The organism is Dictyobacter aurantiacus (assembly GCF_003967515.1).
GTDB lineage: Bacteria > Chloroflexota > Ktedonobacteria > Ktedonobacterales > Ktedonobacteraceae > Dictyobacter > Dictyobacter aurantiacus.
The window spans coordinates 5,859,745-5,879,252 of sequence record NZ_BIFQ01000001.1 but is presented as its reverse complement, the minus strand read 5'-3'; the positions used below and the strand labels follow the sequence as shown (position 1 = coordinate 5,879,252).

Sequence of the window (19,508 nt, the reverse complement as noted above, 5' to 3'; positions counted from 1 at the left end):
GAAGCGGCCTCGTGCCATCACGATATAGATCCCCATTTTATTTCCAGCTGCTCGCTTCCTTGAGGGTGGCGTAGACCAGGTGGAAACAGTAGGTGGCAATCTGGCTGGTGGAGTATGGCTTGCCCTGCTCCAGCCACCAGGTGACGGTATCAACAACCTGCGTGGCGATCATTCTGGGCACCAGTCCCTTCGCCAGCGCGCGTTGTGTCCCGCCAGTGCGCCCGATAAACTCACCCAGGCGCTCGTTAGCTCTCTCTTCCAGATGCTCGCGCATCTTGTTGACAAACCACGAACTCCCCTTCTTGCCCAGCAGGACGCGGTAGAGACGCTCGTACTCTTCGAAGTGTTCAAACAGCTTCACCCATGGTACCGGTATCTGTCCTTGCGCATCCACCGCGATGCGGTAGAAGTCATCCCATGACATTGGTGGTCGCACCACATCCAGATTGGTAAAAATATCGCGGCGCAGCGGATCAATGTCATGAGTCAGAGTCTCAATGGCATCCTCAAAGATCTTCTCTACCAGGTCATACTTGTCCTGATAATAGCGGTAGAAGGCGGCCCGGCTGACCATGGCGCGCCGGGCGATCTCGCCCACGGTCAAAGAGTCGAAACCACGCTCCTCAGCCAGCTCGATCAACGCGTCGCGCAGCAGTTTACGGGTGCGCCGGACGCGCAGATCCTCTGAGTTCTGAGACATTTTTCACCCCCTGTCACATATCTGACATCGTTCCAATATTGTCCCTTGTACCCCGCCACATCAGAGACTACACTTTGAGTGAGACAGATTGTCACATATCACCTATCATGTATTATATAAGCCCGGTTGTCAATCATCTCCAGCAGAAGAAAGAGATCAATTGTTGCAGTAAACCCACGACGATCAAACAACATGAAAGGAAGAGAGCTATGACCACCCATATCAGCATGCATGATCTGCTGGCACAGGAGACGAAGCGCGATTCCCAGGCATTCTATGCGCGTCTGCGCGCCCAGGCACCACTTATCTACGTTGAGAGCCTGCTCGGCACACAGGGGGCCTGGATTGTGACCAGCTACGACGATGCGCTGTCTATCCTGAAGGACACGCGCTTTACCAGGGATGCCCAGAAGATTGTGCCGACGTACAATAAACAGCTACCAGATACCGAGAAAGAGGAAGTCACTCGCTTTATTACCTGGCGGCGCGATATGCTGTCTGTAGACCCACCTGACCACACACGGCTGCGTGGACTGGTGTCGAAGGTGTTTACGCCACGCATGATCGAGCAGCTGCGCCCACGCATCCAGCAGATTACCGATGAGCTGCTGGACACCGTACAGGAGCGCGGCGAGATGGATCTCATCGCTGAATTCGCCTTCCCGCTCCCCATCACCGTCATCTGCGAGATGCTGGGCATTCCCGTACAGGATCGTCCACAGTTCCGCCTCTGGACGCAGGCCATGCTCAACATGTCGGAGGACAACCACCGGGGCCTGCCGGCCATGGAGTCGATGGAGAAGTTTATCACCTATATCAAAACCCTGGTGGCCAGCAAGCGCACCCACCCGGACCAGGACCTGATCAGTGGTATGGTTCGCGTAGAAGAGAACGGGGAAACGCTCAGCGAGACCGAGCTGCTCTCGACTATCTTCCTGCTGATCGTAGCCGGACATGAGACGACCGCTAACCTGATTGGCAATGGGACGCTGGCGCTGCTGGAGCATCCCGAGCAGTTGTGCCTGCTCCAGCAGGACCCCTCACTCATCCCCACAGCGGTCGAGGAGCTGCTGCGCTACACGACCCCCGTGACCCTGACCACGCCGCGCTGGGCCCTCGAAGACGTTCCCATGTACGACCAGATCATCCACAAGGGAGAGATGGTCATGATCTCGCTGGTGGCGGCCAACATCGATCCCCAGCACTTCAGCCATCCACAGGAGCTGGACGTCGCGCGCCAGGTCAACAAACACCTCGCCTTTGGCCGAGGGATTCACGTCTGCCTGGGTGCCCCACTGGCACGCCTGGAGGGTCAGGTCGCCTTCTCCACCCTGCTGCGCCGCCTCCCCAACCTCCACCTGGCCGGCGACCCCCAGCAGCTCCACTGGAACCGCACCCCCATCCTGCGCGGCCTCACCAGCCTCCCCGTAACCTTCTAACAAATGGGAAATAATTATCCAGTCTCACGAATCTATTATTGAATGTTGGTGCGAGGGGCGCGCGGATGCGCGCCCCTCGCACCAACATTCAATAACAATGCGGCCGCGCAGCGGACGCGAGTGCGAGGGCGCTCACGTACCCTCACAATGACAGGAGTCAGACACATCTACGCCTCCCTTCAATAAAATTATGTTACTATTACACTGTAAGAGTAAGATTCTCCCTATATCGTTTTGTACTGTAGATCAAGGATGAAGGAAGAGAAACTATGACTCGTTTACGTGTTGGCTTTATCGGTACCGGCAGGCGCAAAGAGCGCCGGGATGCCTTTGGCTATGCCATGGCCTATGAACATGCCGACGGCTACCGGGCCCTGCCAGAACAGTGCGAGCTGGTCGCCTGCGCCGACCTGGTCTATGATTACGCGTCCGCCTTCGCGAACACCAATGGCATTCCTGAAGAAGGCATCTACACAGACTATAAGAAGATGCTGGCGGAGGCGAAGCCGGATGTGGTGAGCATCTGTACGTGGCCACACCTGCATGCTCAGATGGTGCTGGATTGCGCGCTGGCCGGTGTGAAGGCGATCCATTGCGAGAAGCCAATGAGCGATAACTGGGGCATGGCTCGCCTGATGGAACAGGAGTGTTCGCGTCACGGGGTGCGCCTGACCTTTAATCATCAGCGTCGCTTTGGCCAGCCGTTCCGTAAGGCTCATGATCTCTTGCAGGGGGGCTCGATCGGTGAGCTGCGGCGCATTGAGATTGCGTGCGGCAATATCTATGATTGGGGAACGCATTACCTGGATATGGCCGGACTCTATTGCGGCGAGCAGGCTGCCGAATGGGTGATCGGCCAGATCGACTATCGCAAGGAGTCGCGCGTCTTCGGGGCCCACGTCGAGAACCAGGCCATCGCCACCTGGCGCTACCGCAATGGCGTCTTCGGTCTGATCAGTACGGGTCCGGGTACGGAGTTGATCGGCGCCGATATTCGCCTGCTCGGCAGCAGCGGCAGCATCGAGATCGGCAACTGGCCGGACAATCGCCACCTGCGCGTGACGAGCCAGGGTCGCCACGATTGGGAGTATATCGATACCGGGGAAGATAACCTGCACGGTCCCCATTATGTGGAGCGCGCCATCGCCAATATCGTGGAGGCCATCGTTAACGATCAGACGTCGGAGCTGTGCGCGCGCAACGCGCTGAACGCTACCGAGATCATCTTTGGCATCTATGAAAGCAGCCGCCGTCGCGGCCGCGTCGATCTCCCACTCACCATCTCGGACCATCCGATGTATGCCCTGATCGAGAGCGGCGAGATCCATCCTGAGCCGACCGCCTGACCATTTTCCTTTGTACGCGTTAATGCAATGCGCCCCTCGTGGGCGCATTCCCCACCTTCAGACAAACATTCGTCAAAACGGCCCGGCGCCTCATTCATTGTGCATCGGTATAGCCAGGGTGAACTTCGTTCCAGTGCTCCCCTCCGATGAGACCGTTAGTTCGCCATTGTGTGCCTCCACAATACTTCTGGCCAGGTAGAGCCCGATGCCCAGTCCTTGAGAACGGCGCCCGGAGACGAAGGGTTGGAAGAGGTGCGCGATCAGATCAGCCGGGATCGGTGTTCCCTGGTTGTGAACCGAACATAACATCCATGAGTCGCTATCGCGTTGTTGTACATCCACATTAACCCTGATGGGGGTGTGATACAGAGCCGTCTTTCAGCATAGTTCGCACTTTGCCTATCTCAGTACCTGGCACCCTTGCTGCCGCAGGCGCTCAAGCCAGCCTGGCTCAGTTGCCAGCTTGAGCCAGCGCAGATCTAATTTTTCGAGATGAGGTAGCTCGGCGATCTGCTCCGGCAGAGCGACCAGCCGGTTGGCGCGCAGGTCCAGTTGGACCAGGCTCTCTAGCTGGCCGATCGCGGCTGGTAGCGCCATCAGCTGATTATTTCTGAGGTCTAAAATGCGCAGGCGCTTCAGTCCCGCCAGGGAGCCCGGTAAGGCGACCAGCTGGTTGTTCATGGCGTGCAGCTCCTGAAGCTGTTCCAGCTTTCCAAGGGATGTGGGAAGGTACTTCAGGCGGTTGTTGTAGATGCGCAGCTCGCGCAGGCCGCTCAGCTGTCCGATGCTGTCGGGCAGTTCCCGCAGTTGATTGTCGGTCAGATTGAGATAGCCAAGCCTGTCCAGGCGCTCGAAAAGGGAGGGACGCACCGTCGTCAGCCGGTTGTTGCTGAGGTAGAGATAGTGTTCGAGCTTTGTGAGCTGGCCCAGGGCCTCGGGCAGTTCGTTCAGCGCGTTGTGACCCAGGTCGAGGGTGTGCAGTTGGCCGAGCTGGCCGATCTGTTCCGAGACCTCAGAGAGCTGATTTTCGGCGACGTTGAGCACCTGCAGCCGTTCCAGTCGCCACAGCGCCTCGGGCAGCTCGCTCAGCCTATTCTTGCCCACACTGAGATTCGTGAGCCGCGTCATCCAGCTGATCTCCTGCGGCAACACGGAGATCTGATTGCCATAGAGCTGCAGCGATTCCAGATCTGGCAGGCTGCAGAGCTGACGTGGAAATTCACGCAGACGGTTGCCGTCCGCGTGTAGCACCTCCAATCGCTCCAGCTCACCCAGGCTCTCAGGAAACGCGGTCAAGCGGTTGCGATCAACGATCAGGGTGCGCAAGTGGCGCAGCCGTCCCAGCGAGTTCGGGAGCACCTCCAGCCGGTTGCCGCGCACATCCAGGTGGCGTAGCTCAGCCAGCTCGCCCAGGCTCTCCGGCAACACCTCCAACTCCCCATAGCGAACGGCCAGGCCAACGACGCGATCGCCGGCAATCTCGATTTCGCATCGTTCACCAACCACTCCCTCCTCAATCTGCCTGATAACCGCCAGATCGTGTCTATCCATATGTCCACTTTCTCCCGTTAAGCCCGATATTTCTTATCGTGCGCCCTGTCCCGACAATCCCCAACGCTATATAGACAAGATCACGTCAAAACAATCTGATGTGCGCGAACAATTGCTGCTTGAGGATCAGATACATCATCAAGAAGGTGACGCCAGTGATGATGAGCACCACAATCGATAGCTTATTTAGATAATCTAATCTACTCTTGTAGCGAATATATTGATCCTGCAGCGTGTAGCGATGCGAGAACATTCTAAGCAGGACCATCATGCTCACCAACAGGCACATGCAGAAGAGCAGCATATATAAAATCAGGTAGTTCATCATCACCTCTCGGAGGCACCTTTAAGGCTGCCGGCGGCGTTATTGGGATTGGCTCAAAGCAGGTTTGTTTAAGAGTGATTCATTGTTTAGTAAACAATGAACGACCATTACAAATTATACATTACCCTCTATAAAATACAAGACGCTATCTACGGTATTTTTTCACAATTTTCCGTGCGGATTTATTGTATTCTGCAGCATGATCACCTATACTATACATTGTTCACAATCATTGAACGTAGAGCACTTAGACGGGAACAACCATGGGGCGTAAGGATAAACAAATCGCGGATATACATGTGGAGGAGCTACCGCTCTCGATGCGCCTGCGCCTGGCTCGTCAGCAGAAGGGCGTTTCGCTGACCGAGATGGCCACTCGCCTGGGGTATTCCAAGGGCTACCTGTCGGGCATCGAGAATGGCAATATCCGCGTTACCGAGGATCTGCTACGGCGCTACGCGGAGATCCTGCTGATCGGGCAGCCAGAGCTGGAGGGCCTGCTCCAACTGCTGCATGGTCCCGCCGCCAGGCGCGAGGTCGCCTCCTGGTTTGTGCCCTATCCGCGCAATGCCTTCTTTACCGGTCGCGACGCCTTGTTGCAGGAGGTGCATGAGCGCCTGCAGACGGGTGGGCCGGGATCGCGCCTGCTGGCCATTACCGGTCTGGGCGGTATCGGCAAGACACAGATCGCCATTGAGTATGCCTATCGCTATCGCCAGCATTACCAGGCGGTGCTGTGGTTGAATGGCGATTCGCCCGAGGCGCTGCTGCAGAGCTGTGTGGAGCTGGCCGCGCACCTGGATCTGCCCGAGTACGGTGCCAGGGATCACCAGGACACGGTACAGGCGCTCCACCAGTGGTTCAAAGAGCATCCACGCTGCCTGCTGATCCTGGATAATGTCGATAATCCCGCCGACCTGCACTCTTTCCTGCTTCCCCCGGACAATAGCTATACCCTGATTACGACGCGCCACCAGGTGATTGGTCCGCTGGGACAATCATTTGAGCTGCTTGAGATGTCGCCCGATGAGAGCGTCCAGCTCCTGTTGAGGCGCGCGCAGATGATCGCGCCGACGACCGCTCTGGCGCGTATCCCCGATGCGATGCTGACGCTGGCCTATGAGGTCGCCAGGGAACTGGCGTACCTGCCGCTGGCCCTCACCCAGGCCGCGTCCTACCTTGAGGAGACGGGCTGTGGGCTGGCCAGCTACCTGAAGCTGTTTCGTGAACACCGGGCCGAGGTGCTGCGCGAGCATGATTCGGTGGCCAGCCATTATCAATTCTCGGTGGCGACCACCTGGAAGCTCTCGTTCGAGCGCATCCAGCAGGCGCAGCCGGCCTCTTCGCAGATCCTCTATCTGTGCGCCTTCCTCAGTCCCGATCGTATCTACGAGGAATTTGTGCAGCAGGGCATCGCGCACTTCAATCCGGAACTGGTCGCGCTGGAGGAGAATCCTCTGCTGCTGCATCGCGCCATCGGCGAGCTGCGCAGGTATTCTCTGATCCGCACGCAGCCCGATAGCGGCGCCCTCTCGATCCACCGCCTGGTGCAGGCCGTGATCCAGGATTCGATGGATGAGGAGACGCGACGCGCCTATGCGCAGCGCACGGTCCAGGCGGTGAACCATGCCTTCCCCCTGGTGACCGTCGCCCGCTGGCATGAGACCTGGTCGCGCTGCCAGCGTTACTACGCGCAGGTTGAGGTCTGCCTTAGACTCATCGATCGCTACCAGCTGGCCAGCAGCGAGGTCTCGCAGCTCATGAGCAAGGCCGGCCACTATCTGAGGGAGCGCACCCAGTATCGGCTGGCGCAACAGCTGTACCAGCGCGCCCTCGACATCGATCGCCAGCTCTATGGCGACGATCATATCTCTGTCGCCAGGGACCTGGGGAACCTGGCCCAGGTCTATGAGGATCAGCTGCGGCTTGAGCGCGCCGAACAGCTCTATCGCCAGTCGATCAGCCTGCAGGAGAAGATCGGCGGGGCGACCGGCGTCGATGTCTCGCTGCTCAAACGCTACGCCCATCTATTGCGGAAAACCGGGCGCGCGCATGAAGCAGACCAGTGGTGGCAGCGCATCGGCCCCTATGACGCGGATCACGCCCTGACGCGCGATGTCATCAACGACAACGACCCCCGCATTATCTACCATGAAGAGGGACATTGGAGCACGCGCCAGCACGCCGGTGACTTCAACAACGATGCCCACTTCACCGAGACACCCGGCGCCTCGTTCCAGTGCCAGTTTACTGGCGTGGGCATCGAGATTATCTCCGATACCACGATCCATACCGGTGAGATCAAGATCTCTATCGACGACTCCTGCATCCACACCACTAACACCGCCCGCTTCTCGGTCGAAAAATACACCCAGACCATCGTCTTTAGCCACACCAACCTGCCATCCGGCCCCCATACCCTCAAGGTCGTCGTCATCAACGGCTCCTTCGTCCTCGACGCCCTGGCCGTCTTCTCCTTCAACGGGCCCATCCCCACCGAAGAAAAGAATGTTTAGCGCCGCTGACTGTGCTCGATAATCTGCTCTATTTCACGAGAAATGAGCTTTAAAAGAGGAACTTGATGGCTATTGATGAAAAAATGTCCCCCCGAAAAGAGATGGAAGCGAAATGGACCGGTTGTTTGATGATGCCAGGCTGCTAACTCATCGGACGTCACCGAATCATCTTCGCTCCCTCCAAAGGCGCTAATCGCACAATCTAGCGGTTCCCTATCTGTATAAGTATATGTTTCCGTCGCCTCAAAATCCGCTCGCAACGTAGGGAGCATCAGGCGAACGAGCTCTTTGTTTGCTATAAATTCCCCGGGCAGACCATTCAGATTGCTCACGGCCTTCAAGAAGAGAGGCTCGCTCAATTGATAACAATGAGGATTGGGATCAGGTAGTTGAGGTGCCCGACGTGCGGCAACAAATAGATGCCTGGGCTGTGGCGCACCCTGATCGCGTAGTTGACGAGCAACCTCAAAAGCAAGATGCGCTCCCATACAATGGCCGAAAAAAGCAAAGGGAATATCCAGGCATTCTTGCAGCGCTGGTGTGAGTGCGTGTACCAGAGCAGGAATTTGTGTAAATGCAGGTTCCGCCAATCGGTTCTGTCGGCCTGGAAGCTGTACCGGCCAGACCTCCACATCCGCTGGTAGATAATTTGACCAGCTTAAGAACGTCGATGCCCCACCCCCTGCATATGGAAAACAAAACAGGCGCAAACGTGGTCGCGGTTGCACCTTCGGTTGAAAAAACCATGTACTAGCTGTTGGCGGCACTATCATGTCCTGATCTACCATCGCGAGTGCTCCTAATAAAGACAACGACCATCCTCATGACTCCGCTAATGCGAGCACCAGAGGAGCGAGGTAGGCGGTAATCGCTCCTACACCTGGATGATCAAAAACTAAATTCGCCGGAATGGCCTTTTCTAGCATCGAGTGGAAGCGATTGCGCAGTTCTACCGCCATTAAAGAGTCCATACCGATCTCGAATAAATTCTGTGCAGGCTCAAGCTTGAAACCTGGATCAAGTCCCAGCACCTGCCTGACCTGCCAATACACGTACTGCTGCAAAACATCTAGCTTTTCACTTTCTGGGACCGCCTCCAGCTTTCGCAGCAGATCATCCCGCTGACCCTGTAGCGAGGAGGTTCTGCTGTCTGCTACACGCAATTGCACCTCGTCCAATAACTTCTTCAGGAAAGGTGGCCTTTCACCGCCCGCAACGTGTTTCGCCAATGTTTCCCAGTCAATCGGCAGGACGCCTATCTGCACCGGCCCCTGTTGAAGCAGCTGGTCCAGTACCGTCAATCCTTGCGCCTGATCAATCGCTTGCATGCCATCTTTCGCTAGCCGCCGTTCTATGCCAGCTGAAGTTGTTACCATACCGGTATCGGCCCACGCCCCCCAGTTGATACTGGTTGCCGGTAACCCTCGCGAACACCGATAGTGCGCGAGCGCGTCCATGAAGGCATTGGCCGCCGCGTAATTTCCCTGTCCCGCCGATCCCATCAGCGATGCGCCTGATGAGAACAAGACAAAGAAATCCAGGGGCAGATCGCGGGTGAGCGTATGCAGGTTCCAGGTTCCCTTTACCTTGGGGGCCATTACGCGGCTAAAACGTTCCCAATTCTGCTGCAAGAGCACACCATCATCCAGCACGCCGGCGGCATGGATAATACCACGCAGGGGAGGCATGGTGCTCTGCACGGTTGCTAGCAGTTGTGCAACCTGGTCCTCCTGCGCGATATCAGCACGCATCACCAACACCTGCGCTGCCGACCGCTCAAGTTCGTCAACCGCTACGCGTACAGCATCCGAGGCACCACTGCGGCCCACCAGTACCAGGTGTTTCACTCCACGATGCTCAACCATCCAACGAGCCGTAGCAAGTCCCAGACCTCCCAGGCCACCAGTAATAAGGTATGTACTATCGGCACGGAACGTGTGGGGAAAACTTTGCTGCTGTCTGCTCAACTGACGAGCGCTCCTCGACAATCTGGCCACATAGCGCTCATGAGAACGGAAAGCAACCTGGTCTTCTCTATCAGCTTGCTGAATCTCTTGTAGCAGCTCTTCTGTTTCCTCAACGACATCGGCGGCGCGATCAAGATCTATGCGCTTGCACTGAAAGTCTGGCTGCTCCATAGCAACTACACGACCCAGGCCCCACACGGGCGCCTGTGCGACGGACAGATCGTTCTCCCCTTCAATTACCGCCTGGCTGCCTCGCGTAATGATCCATAGTTGTGGAGAGTACGACCACTTTTCATCTACAACCGCCTGAATTATATGTAGCACGCTACCACAGATCATGCTCTGGCTCGCCTCCAGGCTGGCAACTGTCGCCTGCTCTGTCTCTACGGCATCCAGACCCCACAGATGAATAATCCCTCTGCAGGAGCGTCCATCCGAGAAATGCTCAACCAACAACCTGTGGAGCTCAGCCGCATTAGTCGGATCAATACAATGGCATCCAGATTCCTCTATCTCATCATCCTGACCCGCGAAGACCAGCACACACTGCTCTCCCTTTTCTCGCAGCCGTTGAGCCAGCCTGGTACCTGTCCCTCTCCTATCGCACAAAATCAGCCAGTTCCCATCTTTCACAGAGGAAGAGGCCAGATCAACTGGCGTTGCTTCCCTCGCCTGCCGCTCCCAGCCCATCTCATAGAACCAGTCTCGTACCTGCTGGCGAGGCCGCGGGATAAGCGCTTCACGAGGAGCGCGCCGTAAATGCAGCCCATTTACCTCAGCTATTACTTGCCCGTTTTCGTCCAGGATCTCTACATCCACGACCCGCATGGTCTCTGTTTCCGCGCTCTCAGGATGCGCCTGCACGTGGCACCATACGTTCTTCCCGGGTCGAGCATAAAAACGAATTCGATCCATACTTATAGGGAGATAGACGTTCGCAGGGCTTTCAGCGGGCCCCTTTACCAGACTTGCTTCGACCACCTGGAAACAGGCATCGAGCAGGGCTGGATGCATGTAATAGTGTTCTGCTTCTTCGTTCAACTGCCATGGCAGAACAACCGAGGCTAAGGCTTCCCCATCGCGTCGCCAGGTCAGGCCTACGCCTTGAAAACCCACGCCATACTGCAGGCCGATATCGCGCATTTGCTGGTAGTGCCGCGTACCCTCCACAGTTTCAGCGCAGCGCGACTGGATCTCAGCAAGTTGCAGCGGTTCTGCCACTGAAGAGCTCCGGCTGCGTTCAACTCGTACGTTTCCATCTGCATGCAGTATCCAGGTATCTTCGTCATCCTCTCCATCTTCTGGACGACTGAAGACCTGTACGGCTGCGTGTGTTTTGTCCGTGGAAGGATTCACAATCAACTGCACCAGGCGGCTGCTATCAGGAGAAAGTACGAGAGCCTGGTGGATGAAGAGTTCATCCAGTTGCACAATAGCTTCTTTCAGTGTTTCCCTCGCACTTGCCAGCATCATTTCGACATACGCTGAAGCTGGAAGCACGACTGTACCATAGACCTGGTGATCGTTGAGCCAGGAAATTGTGTGCGTGTCAAGCGTTTTTTCGAACACGATCTCTTTGGCAGCGGAACGCAGGCGTTGCCCAAGCAGGGGATGTCGTACGAGCTTGCCATAAGACCCCATATAGCGGCGGAAACCGGGTTTCTTCTCTGTGAACCAGTAGCGTTTGCGTTGCCATTGATAGGTCGGCAATGCTACGACCGTATACGGCCCCGCCGCTGTCGAGTACAACTGGTCCCAATGCACCGCGTACCCCTGCGCATAGAGCGCTCCCAGGGATGTGAGCATTACCAGGCGCTCAGCCAACCCTTGCCTCAGTGAGGGCAGCACAAGTCCAGATTTTCCATGCTGTTCTAGCGTCTGTTTGATTGGTTGCATCAGCGCGGGCTGCGGGCTTATCTCCAGGAATGTCTGATATCCCATCCTGATCAGTTCCTCTAGCGCGGGACCAAAACGCACTTCCTGGCACATGTTGCGGCCCCAATAATCCGCGTCATATTCTTCACCTGAGCTTTGCTGTCCGGTCACCGTCGAAACAAGCGGAATAGAGGCTCTGCCTGGCTTCAGCCGCTGCAGTTGCGTCACTAATGGCGCGCGGAACCTCTCCATCTGTGGACTATGGAAGGCATAATCTACCTGCAATCTGCGGAATGAACCGCCTTCAAGCTCTATTGAGCGCAACACTTCCTCCAGCGCCTGCGCCTCTCCTGAAAGCACAACACCCATCTGGCTATTTACGGCGGCAATAGATAGACGGGTGGGGTAATCTACCAGTAAGCGCTTTGCCTCTGCCTCTGAAATTCTGACGGCAGCCATCTTCCCCAGGCCATGCGCTTGCTGCATCAATCGTCCCCGCTGGACCACGACCTGCACTGCATCATCCAGGCTGAGCACCCCTGCGACATGGGCGGCGGCTATTTCGCCAACGCTGTGCCCAACGACCGCTCCCGGCACAATGCCCCACGATCGCCACAGGGCCGCAAGCGCCACCTGTGTGGCAAATAAAGCCACCTGCGCGACTTCAGTCTCATTCAAGCGAGAATGCCGCTCATCAGCCTGCAATGCTTCCAACAGTGACCATTGCACATGCTTTTCGAGCAGAGCGTTGCATTCTTCAATCACCGCCCGGAAAACCGGCTCTTGCTCAAACAACCGCCAGCCCATACGCGGCCATTGTGTCCCCTGTCCCGCGAAGACAAAGACGGGGTCCTGCTTCGTCTCACCCGCCGTTTCAGAGACCAGCCTCCCCTCGGCAAACTCTTCTAGTTGAAAAGCAAGTTCTTCGTGGCTCTGACCTACCACTGCCATGCGATAAGGATGGTGCGTGCGCCGCATGCTGGCGGTATAGCATATATCCTGCAGCGAGGCACTGCCAATCGCGCTTCCAGACGTACTGAGTTCGCGCTGGTAGAGATGTGCGAGTTGCCGTAACGCCTCGGGGTCACGTGCTGAGAGAGGCAAGAGAAAAGGAATATGCTTCATCTCCGTCCGTGCCACGCCACTATGCATGCTGGCGGGTTCGGGCGCCTCCTCCAGCACTACGTGAGCATTGGTTCCGCTCAAACCCGCGCCACTGACCCCGGCATACTTCCGTTCAACCCCTTCTGGCCATGTCTGCAGGCTGGTAGGAATCACAAATGGCGTATTCTCAAGCGAGATGTGTGGATTGAGATTTTTTAGATGAAGCACCGGTGGAATCATGCCGTGCTGCATACAGAGCACGGTCTTGATCAGCCCGGCCATCCCCGCACATGACTCAAGATGCCCGATATTTGTTTTTACTGAGCCCAGCATACACTGTGATCCATCTGGTCGTGGCCGGTCTCCTATCACTGCTCTTAAGGCATCGAACTCAATTGGATCCCCAAGCACTGTTCCCGTTCCATGTGTCTCGACATACGAAATGTGTTCGGGAGACAATCCCGCATTGCGTAGTGCCTCGCGCATAACCGCCTGCTGAGCCAGTCCATTAGGAGCGGTAAGTCCGCTGGAACGGCCATCCTGATTGACCGCTGATCCTCGAATCAGGGCGAGAATTGGATCTCCATCAGAGAGGGCCTGAGATAGCCGCTTGAGTATGACCACACCGCAGCCTTCCCCACGCACGAATCCATCCGCGCTGGCATCAAACGTCTTAGAACGTCCCTGTGGGGATAGTGCTCGCATTTTTGACGTGACGATGGTAGATAGGGGATAAAAGATGAGGTTTGTCGCTCCGGCAAAAGCTGTGGTACATTCATTGTTGCGCAGACTTTGACATGCCTGATGGATCGCGACGAGAGAGGATGAGCAGACGGTATCAATTACCATGCTCGGTCCCTGTAAGCCAAGTAAATAGGAGATTCTGCCGGCGGCAAAACTGGGACCATTGCCAATACCGGTGTAAGGATTAGCGCTGCTGGCGTTGTCATAAATCATCTGCTCCAGCTGCATGTCAAAATAGTCACGGTTGAAAAGCCCGATGAAGACCCCCGTCTGGCTACCAGACAGTTTTTCCGGTAGCAATCCGGCACGCTCCATTGCCTCCCAGGTTACTTCCAACAATAGCCGCTGCTGCGGATCGAGGTAGGTCGCCTCACGGGGGGAGATGCCAAAGAACATCGGATCAAACTGGTCTATCGCGTCGAGAAAACCTCCCCAACGTGAAACGGTCTTCCCCGGCGCATCTACATCCGGGTCGTAAAACTCATTAATATCATACCTATCTGGCGGGACCTCTGTGATAGCATCACGCCCTTCAACCAGTAACTGCCAGAACGCCTCCGGGCTATTTGCTCCTCCTGGAAACCGGCAACTCATGCCGATAATGGCAATCGGCTCTGTTCTCTCCTTTTTTAAGGCCTCTAACTCAAGCTGGAGACGCTTGATCGTAAGTAAGGCGCGCCTTTCGGGAGACAAATTTTCAAGGCGCTGCTGAGGGTCGTTCATCAAACTATTTTCAACTTTCTATGGATTGTTGCGATTCTCGTGAGAGAGCAGTTGCTGGACCTCGGCATCCGACATTTGCTCAATCTGAGAGAGATACGAGGACAGGTCTCCATTATCGGCAGCACCCGTTGCATCGTTTTTCCAGATCTCTTTTGTCATGACATCAACCTGCTGCTGGACCTCAGCTTCGGAGAGCCGTTCAATTTCAGCCATACCCTGAAGCGCTATACCCTTCTCTCCATGTGCATTGGACAAATCCAGCGCCTCAGCAGCAACACGCTCTTCAGCGGCTATAGACCGCCGTAACGTAGAAACTATGTGCGCAGCGAGAGATGCCGCGGTAGGATAGCTCCAGAGGATCGTTACTGGAAGTGTCAGCTCAAGACTTACTTCCAACCAGTTCCGCAGTTCTACCGCCTTGAGCGAGCCCAGCCCTAACTCACCCAGCGGACGCTGTGCATCTACCTCTGCTACATCCAACAGTAACAAGGTGGCTATTCGTTCACGAATGCGCAATTCCAGGAAGTGTTCTGCTTGCATTCCGTCATGTTTTAAGGCTAAAATCCTGGTGCGTATCGTGCTATCCCCTCCTGATGAAGAAGCTGTATCAGCAACACTGCTACCTGAACTGCCGATCAAGTCTTTACGCAGGATTTTTCCAAGCGGGCTTTTCGGCAGCGCATTCCGAAACTCAACGAACCGCGGGACCTTGTAATCACTCAGTCGCTCCCGGCAATAGAGCAGGATTTCCAGTTCTGTCAGTTCTCCTGCAGGCACAATAACCGCCTTGATCGCCTGCCCTCCATATGGCCCTGCGATACCAACTACAGCCGCCTCACTCACAGCAGGATGTGTGGTGAGCACATGCTCGAGCTCTAGCGGATCAACTTTCTCGCCGCCGCTATCAATAAAGATTTTTTTGCGACCCGTAATATAGAGACGCCCCTGCCCATCTTTTTTTCCTAGATCACCCGTAAAAAAGAAGTCGTCTCTAAATGCCTCGTGATTCAACTCTGCTACATTAAGATAACCCTTAGCCATAGCCGGACTCTTTACCGCAATCTCTCCTACACTCCCCACAGGCAACTCCTCCAGCGTCCCATTCGTAATCCGCACCTCTATATTCTTTCCGGGCCTACCGACCGAGTCGTAACGCACTTCATCATCCGGCTCCATATTCAAAGTGACAAATCCAGTCTCCGTACTTCCATAAGCCGGGCGCAGAAGAAGACCAAATCTCTGCTTAAATCGCTTAAAGGTCGCTTCAGGCAAAAAATTCCCCCCGGTCAGGCACACCCGTAAAGAAGAGACATCAACCTGCACATCTTCAGTAGTTTCTGCCAGCGTACCAAAGATGTAAGGGGTGGCCGGCAGCATAGAAATGTGCTTCTGTTCTAAAAGTTCGAGTACGCGTTGGGCACGGAATACAAAGGGCACCTCCACAGTCACACCGTCCCGCACGACTGGCTCTAACATAACCAGCGTCGCCCCGGTCGCCATGGAAGCCAGCATGCATTTACAAAAGCCATGCGTGTGAAATAGCGGTACGAGACAAAGCACATTATCTGCCGCGGTCATGCCGGACCCATTGACATATGCCTCGGTCTCAGACACCAGGTTCTTCTGCGTTCTACACACCTTTTTCGCCTGCCCGGTAGACCCGGATGAGTATTGATAAATCACTGGTCCATCAAATGGCTCTTGAGCAGTATAGAAAGTACGATTGGAAGCGTGTTGAGAAGGAGTATCATGTGCATCCTCTGCTTCATTGGCGATGACTAATGCGATATCATCCTTAGCCAATTGACCGATGGTCTGCCTGCACAATACGGCCCGTTCAGTATCGGTTATAATAGCCTTGATCTCGTTATCGCTAAGGTAAAATCTTAGCTCATCGGCCTTCAAAATTGGATTGAGAGGAAGTGCCCTGGCCCTTAAACTCGCCAGAGCATAAAAGCTCACCACAAATTCAATCGAATTAGGTAGAACAAGCGCAACGCAATCTCCCTCACCCACATTCAGCGAACGCAATCTGTCTATGAAATGCTCTATCTGCATGAGGAGTTCATCATAAGTGAGACTCCTGCTTCCCAGAACAATGGCAGTTTTATCTGAATAGGCCCCAACAGTTTTTGCAAGCGTATGAAATAACATAAAACAATCCCCTCCGTAGTTGCTGGGCTTGCTTCAGCATATCACACAGAGACCTCAGCTCCAAATATTATCTTCCCAAAAGACGCCGCCGTTCGCGCTTTATCATGAGAGCGGCGTGAAGGTGAAGTTTGAGAAGGTGGTGGCGGCTGCCGCCCCCTTGTCATCAGGGAGGGTATTGAGCTCGATGTGGTCGGTGGTGCTCAAGAAGGGATCGAAGACCGTGGCGACCGGGACGCCGTTGATGCGCAGGCTGTGGCTTGCTCCGCTGCTCTGGGCCTGCAGGCTGTAGGTGTCGCGCCGGGCGACGCGACCTGCCGCCAGTTGATGTGGGACCCCATCGCTGTCGTAGCGCAGTATCTTCCAGCTCCCATCGCTGCGCACCAGGAAGGTATAGCTGGACCCCAGTGGATCGACGCGCGTCCCCAGCCCGGCCCAGTTGTCGCTGTCCCTTTTCAGAGCGACATCGACGCCGACGCGATAGTTACCGTAGATAAAGCCATCAAGACCATAGAACGAGACACGCCCCATGTCCTTGACGCGCGCGCTCTGCTCGACGCTCAGTCCCCGTGCCAGGCAGTGGGTGGTCGCCGCTCCCCCGGTCAGCGCGGTCGGTTGCCATTGTCCCTGGCCGTGATCACAGCCGAATCCGGGCGTGGCCGTCTGATAGCTTTGCTGCCGCAGTTGATCGGCGGCGGCATTGACCTGCGCGTCGGCGGTACTGCGCACCTCGGCCTCGTTCTTTGGCAGATGATCCGGCAGGGGAGTATAGCTGAAATGGGAAAAGAGGGCGCTGGGCGGCCGCTGGATACCACCATCGCTCAGGCCAAAGGAGATGCCGTAGCTATCGGGATACGTGGTATCAATAATGGTGGCTACGGTCTGCCGGTTAATCGTAAAGGTCATGGCCGGCCCGTTGATGTCGGCCGCCAGCGTATAGTGGGAGGCTGCGGGAACGAAGCCACGGGCGTAGCGCACCTCGATCGCGCCGGTCGTGTTGTCATAGCGTACAACCTCCCAGGCACCATTGGTCCCGATCCGTAGCGCATCGTTGCCGTAGCCAAAGTCGACGCCACTCATGTCGGACCCACTCTGGTCACGTACCCCCAGCTGAAAGATGGCGGATTTACTGGTATTGACAGAACTGGCCGTGATACTGGTGCTATAGTGCGGCGGCAAGGGCAGCCCTCGGCTGGTAAAGATCATTGAGGCAAAGGCCGCGTAATGATTGGTATGGGTCAGCATCACACCATCTTGCCGACAGGTAGGAACCACCGAGTTATCATTGATCAGGTGGGGCGTCGGGACGCTTTTGCGAGTGGAAGGCGTGGCCGTGGCCGGGTTAGGCGCGGCGACATCTTTATAATATCCCGGTATCTCCCAGTCGGCACCACCAGGATCACATTCCTGGCCAGGAACGAGTGCGGAGTAGGCATGGTTGCGCCAGGTTGAGGTGGTAGCCATCGGCGTGATGGCTTCGGTATTGGTGGTGACGGAAAGCTGGAAAAAATAGTAGGTCAAAAAGCTGATACAGAGGATAAATGCCAGCGGCCAGCTGAGCTGAAGATAATGGGCCAGCTTGCTACGGGGCATCTTTTTATGCATGGGAGCGGGAACGCTTCCCAGCATCTCAGGCTCACGAAACCAGGGATGCAAGACCGCGCGCTGCTGTATGAGCGCGTTGATCTCGTGCTCCGATACCGTCTGCAGGTGGCCACGAATCATGCCCACCAGGGCCTTCGCCGTCTGGGCCAGCGTCTCTTCCGTTAGATAAAATGGCTCGGTCGCCCACGCGACCCTGGGCAGCTCCATAGGAGCCTGTAGCACAGGAATCATAAAGCGTGGATTCCTGCGCATCGCGGTAATGATCGAAGGGGCGCTACGCCACCTGTCGGGATGCAGCACAACCACACAGACCGCTACGTCATCCGCCTGCGACGCCAGACCAATAGTCGCCGCAATGATTACCGTTAAACCCAGCGCACGCATGGCTTTGACCAGTTCGATCGCCTGCATGTCATCTGGAGCTACCGCCACCAACACCCTGCGCCTCAAAAACGAAGGCAGCATCTCATACCCCATCAAGTTACTCTTCCCTACATGCACTAAAAGATTCACGAATCGATAGGTATCCATTGTAGTGGACATGATGGGACACGTCAAGATGATTTTGGAGTATATCGAGATTCCTTAATATCAGGTATTTTATCCCTGAATTAAAAAGATACACCTATTCGTGCCCAAAGGAATAATTATATCAATGGGCGTAAATAGATGTATCTTTCTGTATACCTACGTATTTCTACGCAATTCAGGGGGGCAACCATGCTAGAAAATAATCTCTAGTAGAAATGGGTGCCCTCAGTAGGCTCGTTGCCGCGGACGGCGTCTTCTTCGGCCAGCAACTGATCGTGTTTTTCTTCGTCCTCGATACAGCGCTGCGCCCAGGGAATAGCCTCCAGGCGTTTAGGAGGGATCTCTTTGCCACAATCAACACAACGCCCATAGGTGCCATCTTCGATGCGCTTGAGGGCAGTATTCACCTCGTCCAGTTGCGTCTGCAGGGTGAAGCGGATGCCCTGTTCTTGCTGCATCTCCTGCTCATCGGTGGCATCGTCTTCCATATCCTGGTAATCGATCGCGGCTGGATCGCCATCACCCTGAGGTGGTGGCCCCGCTGTAGGCTCCTTGAGATTCTCCTCTAGCTCATGGCGTTGCTCCTCCAAACGCTTCTTCATCTTTGCTATATCAATAGCCATGGCTCTGCATCTTCCTTTCTTATCTATCTGTGGCGCTTCATGCCCCCGGGACTCTCTCCCAACACAGCCATGCAAGCTGGCTCTCTACGCCCGGGTACGCGGCTGAAGCGTAGTTTGAAAACCCGTTGTTATCTCTTTACTACACGTTGCTCACAGCTAATTGGTCTCATGCATACCAGCTCACAATATCCCCTCTCTTTATTGTATCCAACTCGATTTATTGTATTCAACTCGATAAACACAGATCATACATATGCAGATTTTTGCCATGCCAATAATTTAAATCGCCATCTTATTGACAAAATACA

12 protein-coding genes are annotated in these 19,508 nt (G+C 55.5%); 3 read left to right on the top strand and 9 right to left on the bottom strand.

Annotated features, from left to right (window positions below; all coding sequences use genetic code 11):
* Window positions 1-37 precede the first annotated feature (37 nt).
* Window positions 38-700: a TetR/AcrR family transcriptional regulator gene (locus KTT_RS23700; protein ID WP_126598889.1), complete on the bottom strand. Its 663-nt coding sequence runs from the start codon at window positions 698-700 to the stop codon at window positions 38-40.
* A gap of 209 nt (window positions 701-909) precedes the next feature.
* On the opposite strand from KTT_RS23700, the gene KTT_RS23695 reads away from it, so the two are divergent.
* A complete protein-coding gene (locus tag KTT_RS23695; RefSeq protein WP_126598887.1) occupies window positions 910-2,139 on the top strand; it encodes a cytochrome P450 family protein in 1,230 nt (409 codons plus the stop codon).
* Window positions 2,140-2,408: 269 nt separating this feature from the next.
* Window positions 2,409-3,485 (top strand): Gfo/Idh/MocA family protein, encoded by a 1,077-nt coding sequence (locus tag KTT_RS23690; RefSeq protein WP_126598885.1) that lies wholly within the window; start codon window positions 2,409-2,411, stop codon window positions 3,483-3,485.
* Window positions 3,486-3,575: 90 nt separating this feature from the next.
* Here the strand turns inward: KTT_RS23690 and KTT_RS23685 are convergent, their stop codons facing one another.
* From KTT_RS23685 to KTT_RS23675, 3 genes are all read right to left on the bottom strand, one after another.
* Complete coding sequence (locus KTT_RS23685) at window positions 3,576-3,839, bottom strand: sensor histidine kinase (RefSeq protein ID WP_268904538.1); 264 nt, start codon at window positions 3,837-3,839, stop codon at window positions 3,576-3,578.
* A 45-nt stretch (window positions 3,840-3,884) separates the two neighbouring features.
* Window positions 3,885-5,036, bottom strand: coding sequence for a leucine-rich repeat domain-containing protein (locus tag KTT_RS23680; RefSeq protein ID WP_126598882.1), 1,152 nt, complete (start codon window positions 5,034-5,036; stop codon window positions 3,885-3,887).
* Between the two features lie 85 nt (window positions 5,037-5,121).
* On the bottom strand, window positions 5,122-5,367 hold the full coding sequence (locus KTT_RS23675) for a hypothetical protein (protein WP_126598880.1): 246 nt from the start codon (window positions 5,365-5,367) through the stop codon (window positions 5,122-5,124).
* A 257-nt stretch (window positions 5,368-5,624) separates the two neighbouring features.
* On the opposite strand from KTT_RS23675, the gene KTT_RS23670 reads away from it, so the two are divergent.
* Window positions 5,625-7,877: a DUF7779 domain-containing protein gene (locus tag KTT_RS23670; RefSeq protein ID WP_126598878.1), complete on the top strand. Its 2,253-nt coding sequence runs from the start codon at window positions 5,625-5,627 to the stop codon at window positions 7,875-7,877.
* On the opposite strand, the gene KTT_RS23665 is transcribed toward KTT_RS23670, so the two are convergent.
* The 5 genes from KTT_RS23665 to KTT_RS23645 form a co-directional block, all read right to left on the bottom strand.
* Window positions 7,874-8,665: a thioesterase II family protein gene (locus tag KTT_RS23665; protein ID WP_218030973.1), complete on the bottom strand. Its 792-nt coding sequence runs from the start codon at window positions 8,663-8,665 to the stop codon at window positions 7,874-7,876. The two genes, KTT_RS23670 and KTT_RS23665, sit on opposite strands and share 4 nt — an antisense overlap.
* A 33-nt stretch (window positions 8,666-8,698) precedes the next feature.
* Complete coding sequence (locus KTT_RS23660; protein ID WP_235845854.1) at window positions 8,699-14,290, bottom strand: type I polyketide synthase; 5,592 nt, start codon at window positions 14,288-14,290, stop codon at window positions 8,699-8,701.
* Between the two features lie 18 nt (window positions 14,291-14,308).
* Entirely contained in the window at window positions 14,309-16,444 is a 2,136-nt protein-coding gene (locus KTT_RS23655) for an AMP-binding protein (protein ID WP_126598874.1), read from the bottom strand.
* Between the two features lie 102 nt (window positions 16,445-16,546).
* Window positions 16,547-18,523 carry a hypothetical protein gene (locus KTT_RS23650; protein WP_126598872.1) on the bottom strand — a complete coding sequence of 659 codons (1,977 nt, stop codon included), beginning with the start codon at window positions 18,521-18,523 and terminating at the stop codon, window positions 16,547-16,549.
* Between the two features lie 260 nt (window positions 18,524-18,783).
* Window positions 18,784-19,200, bottom strand: a complete 417-nt coding sequence (locus KTT_RS23645; protein ID WP_126598870.1) for a TraR/DksA family transcriptional regulator — start codon at window positions 19,198-19,200, stop codon at window positions 18,784-18,786.
* Between the last annotated feature and the right edge of the window lie 308 nt (window positions 19,201-19,508).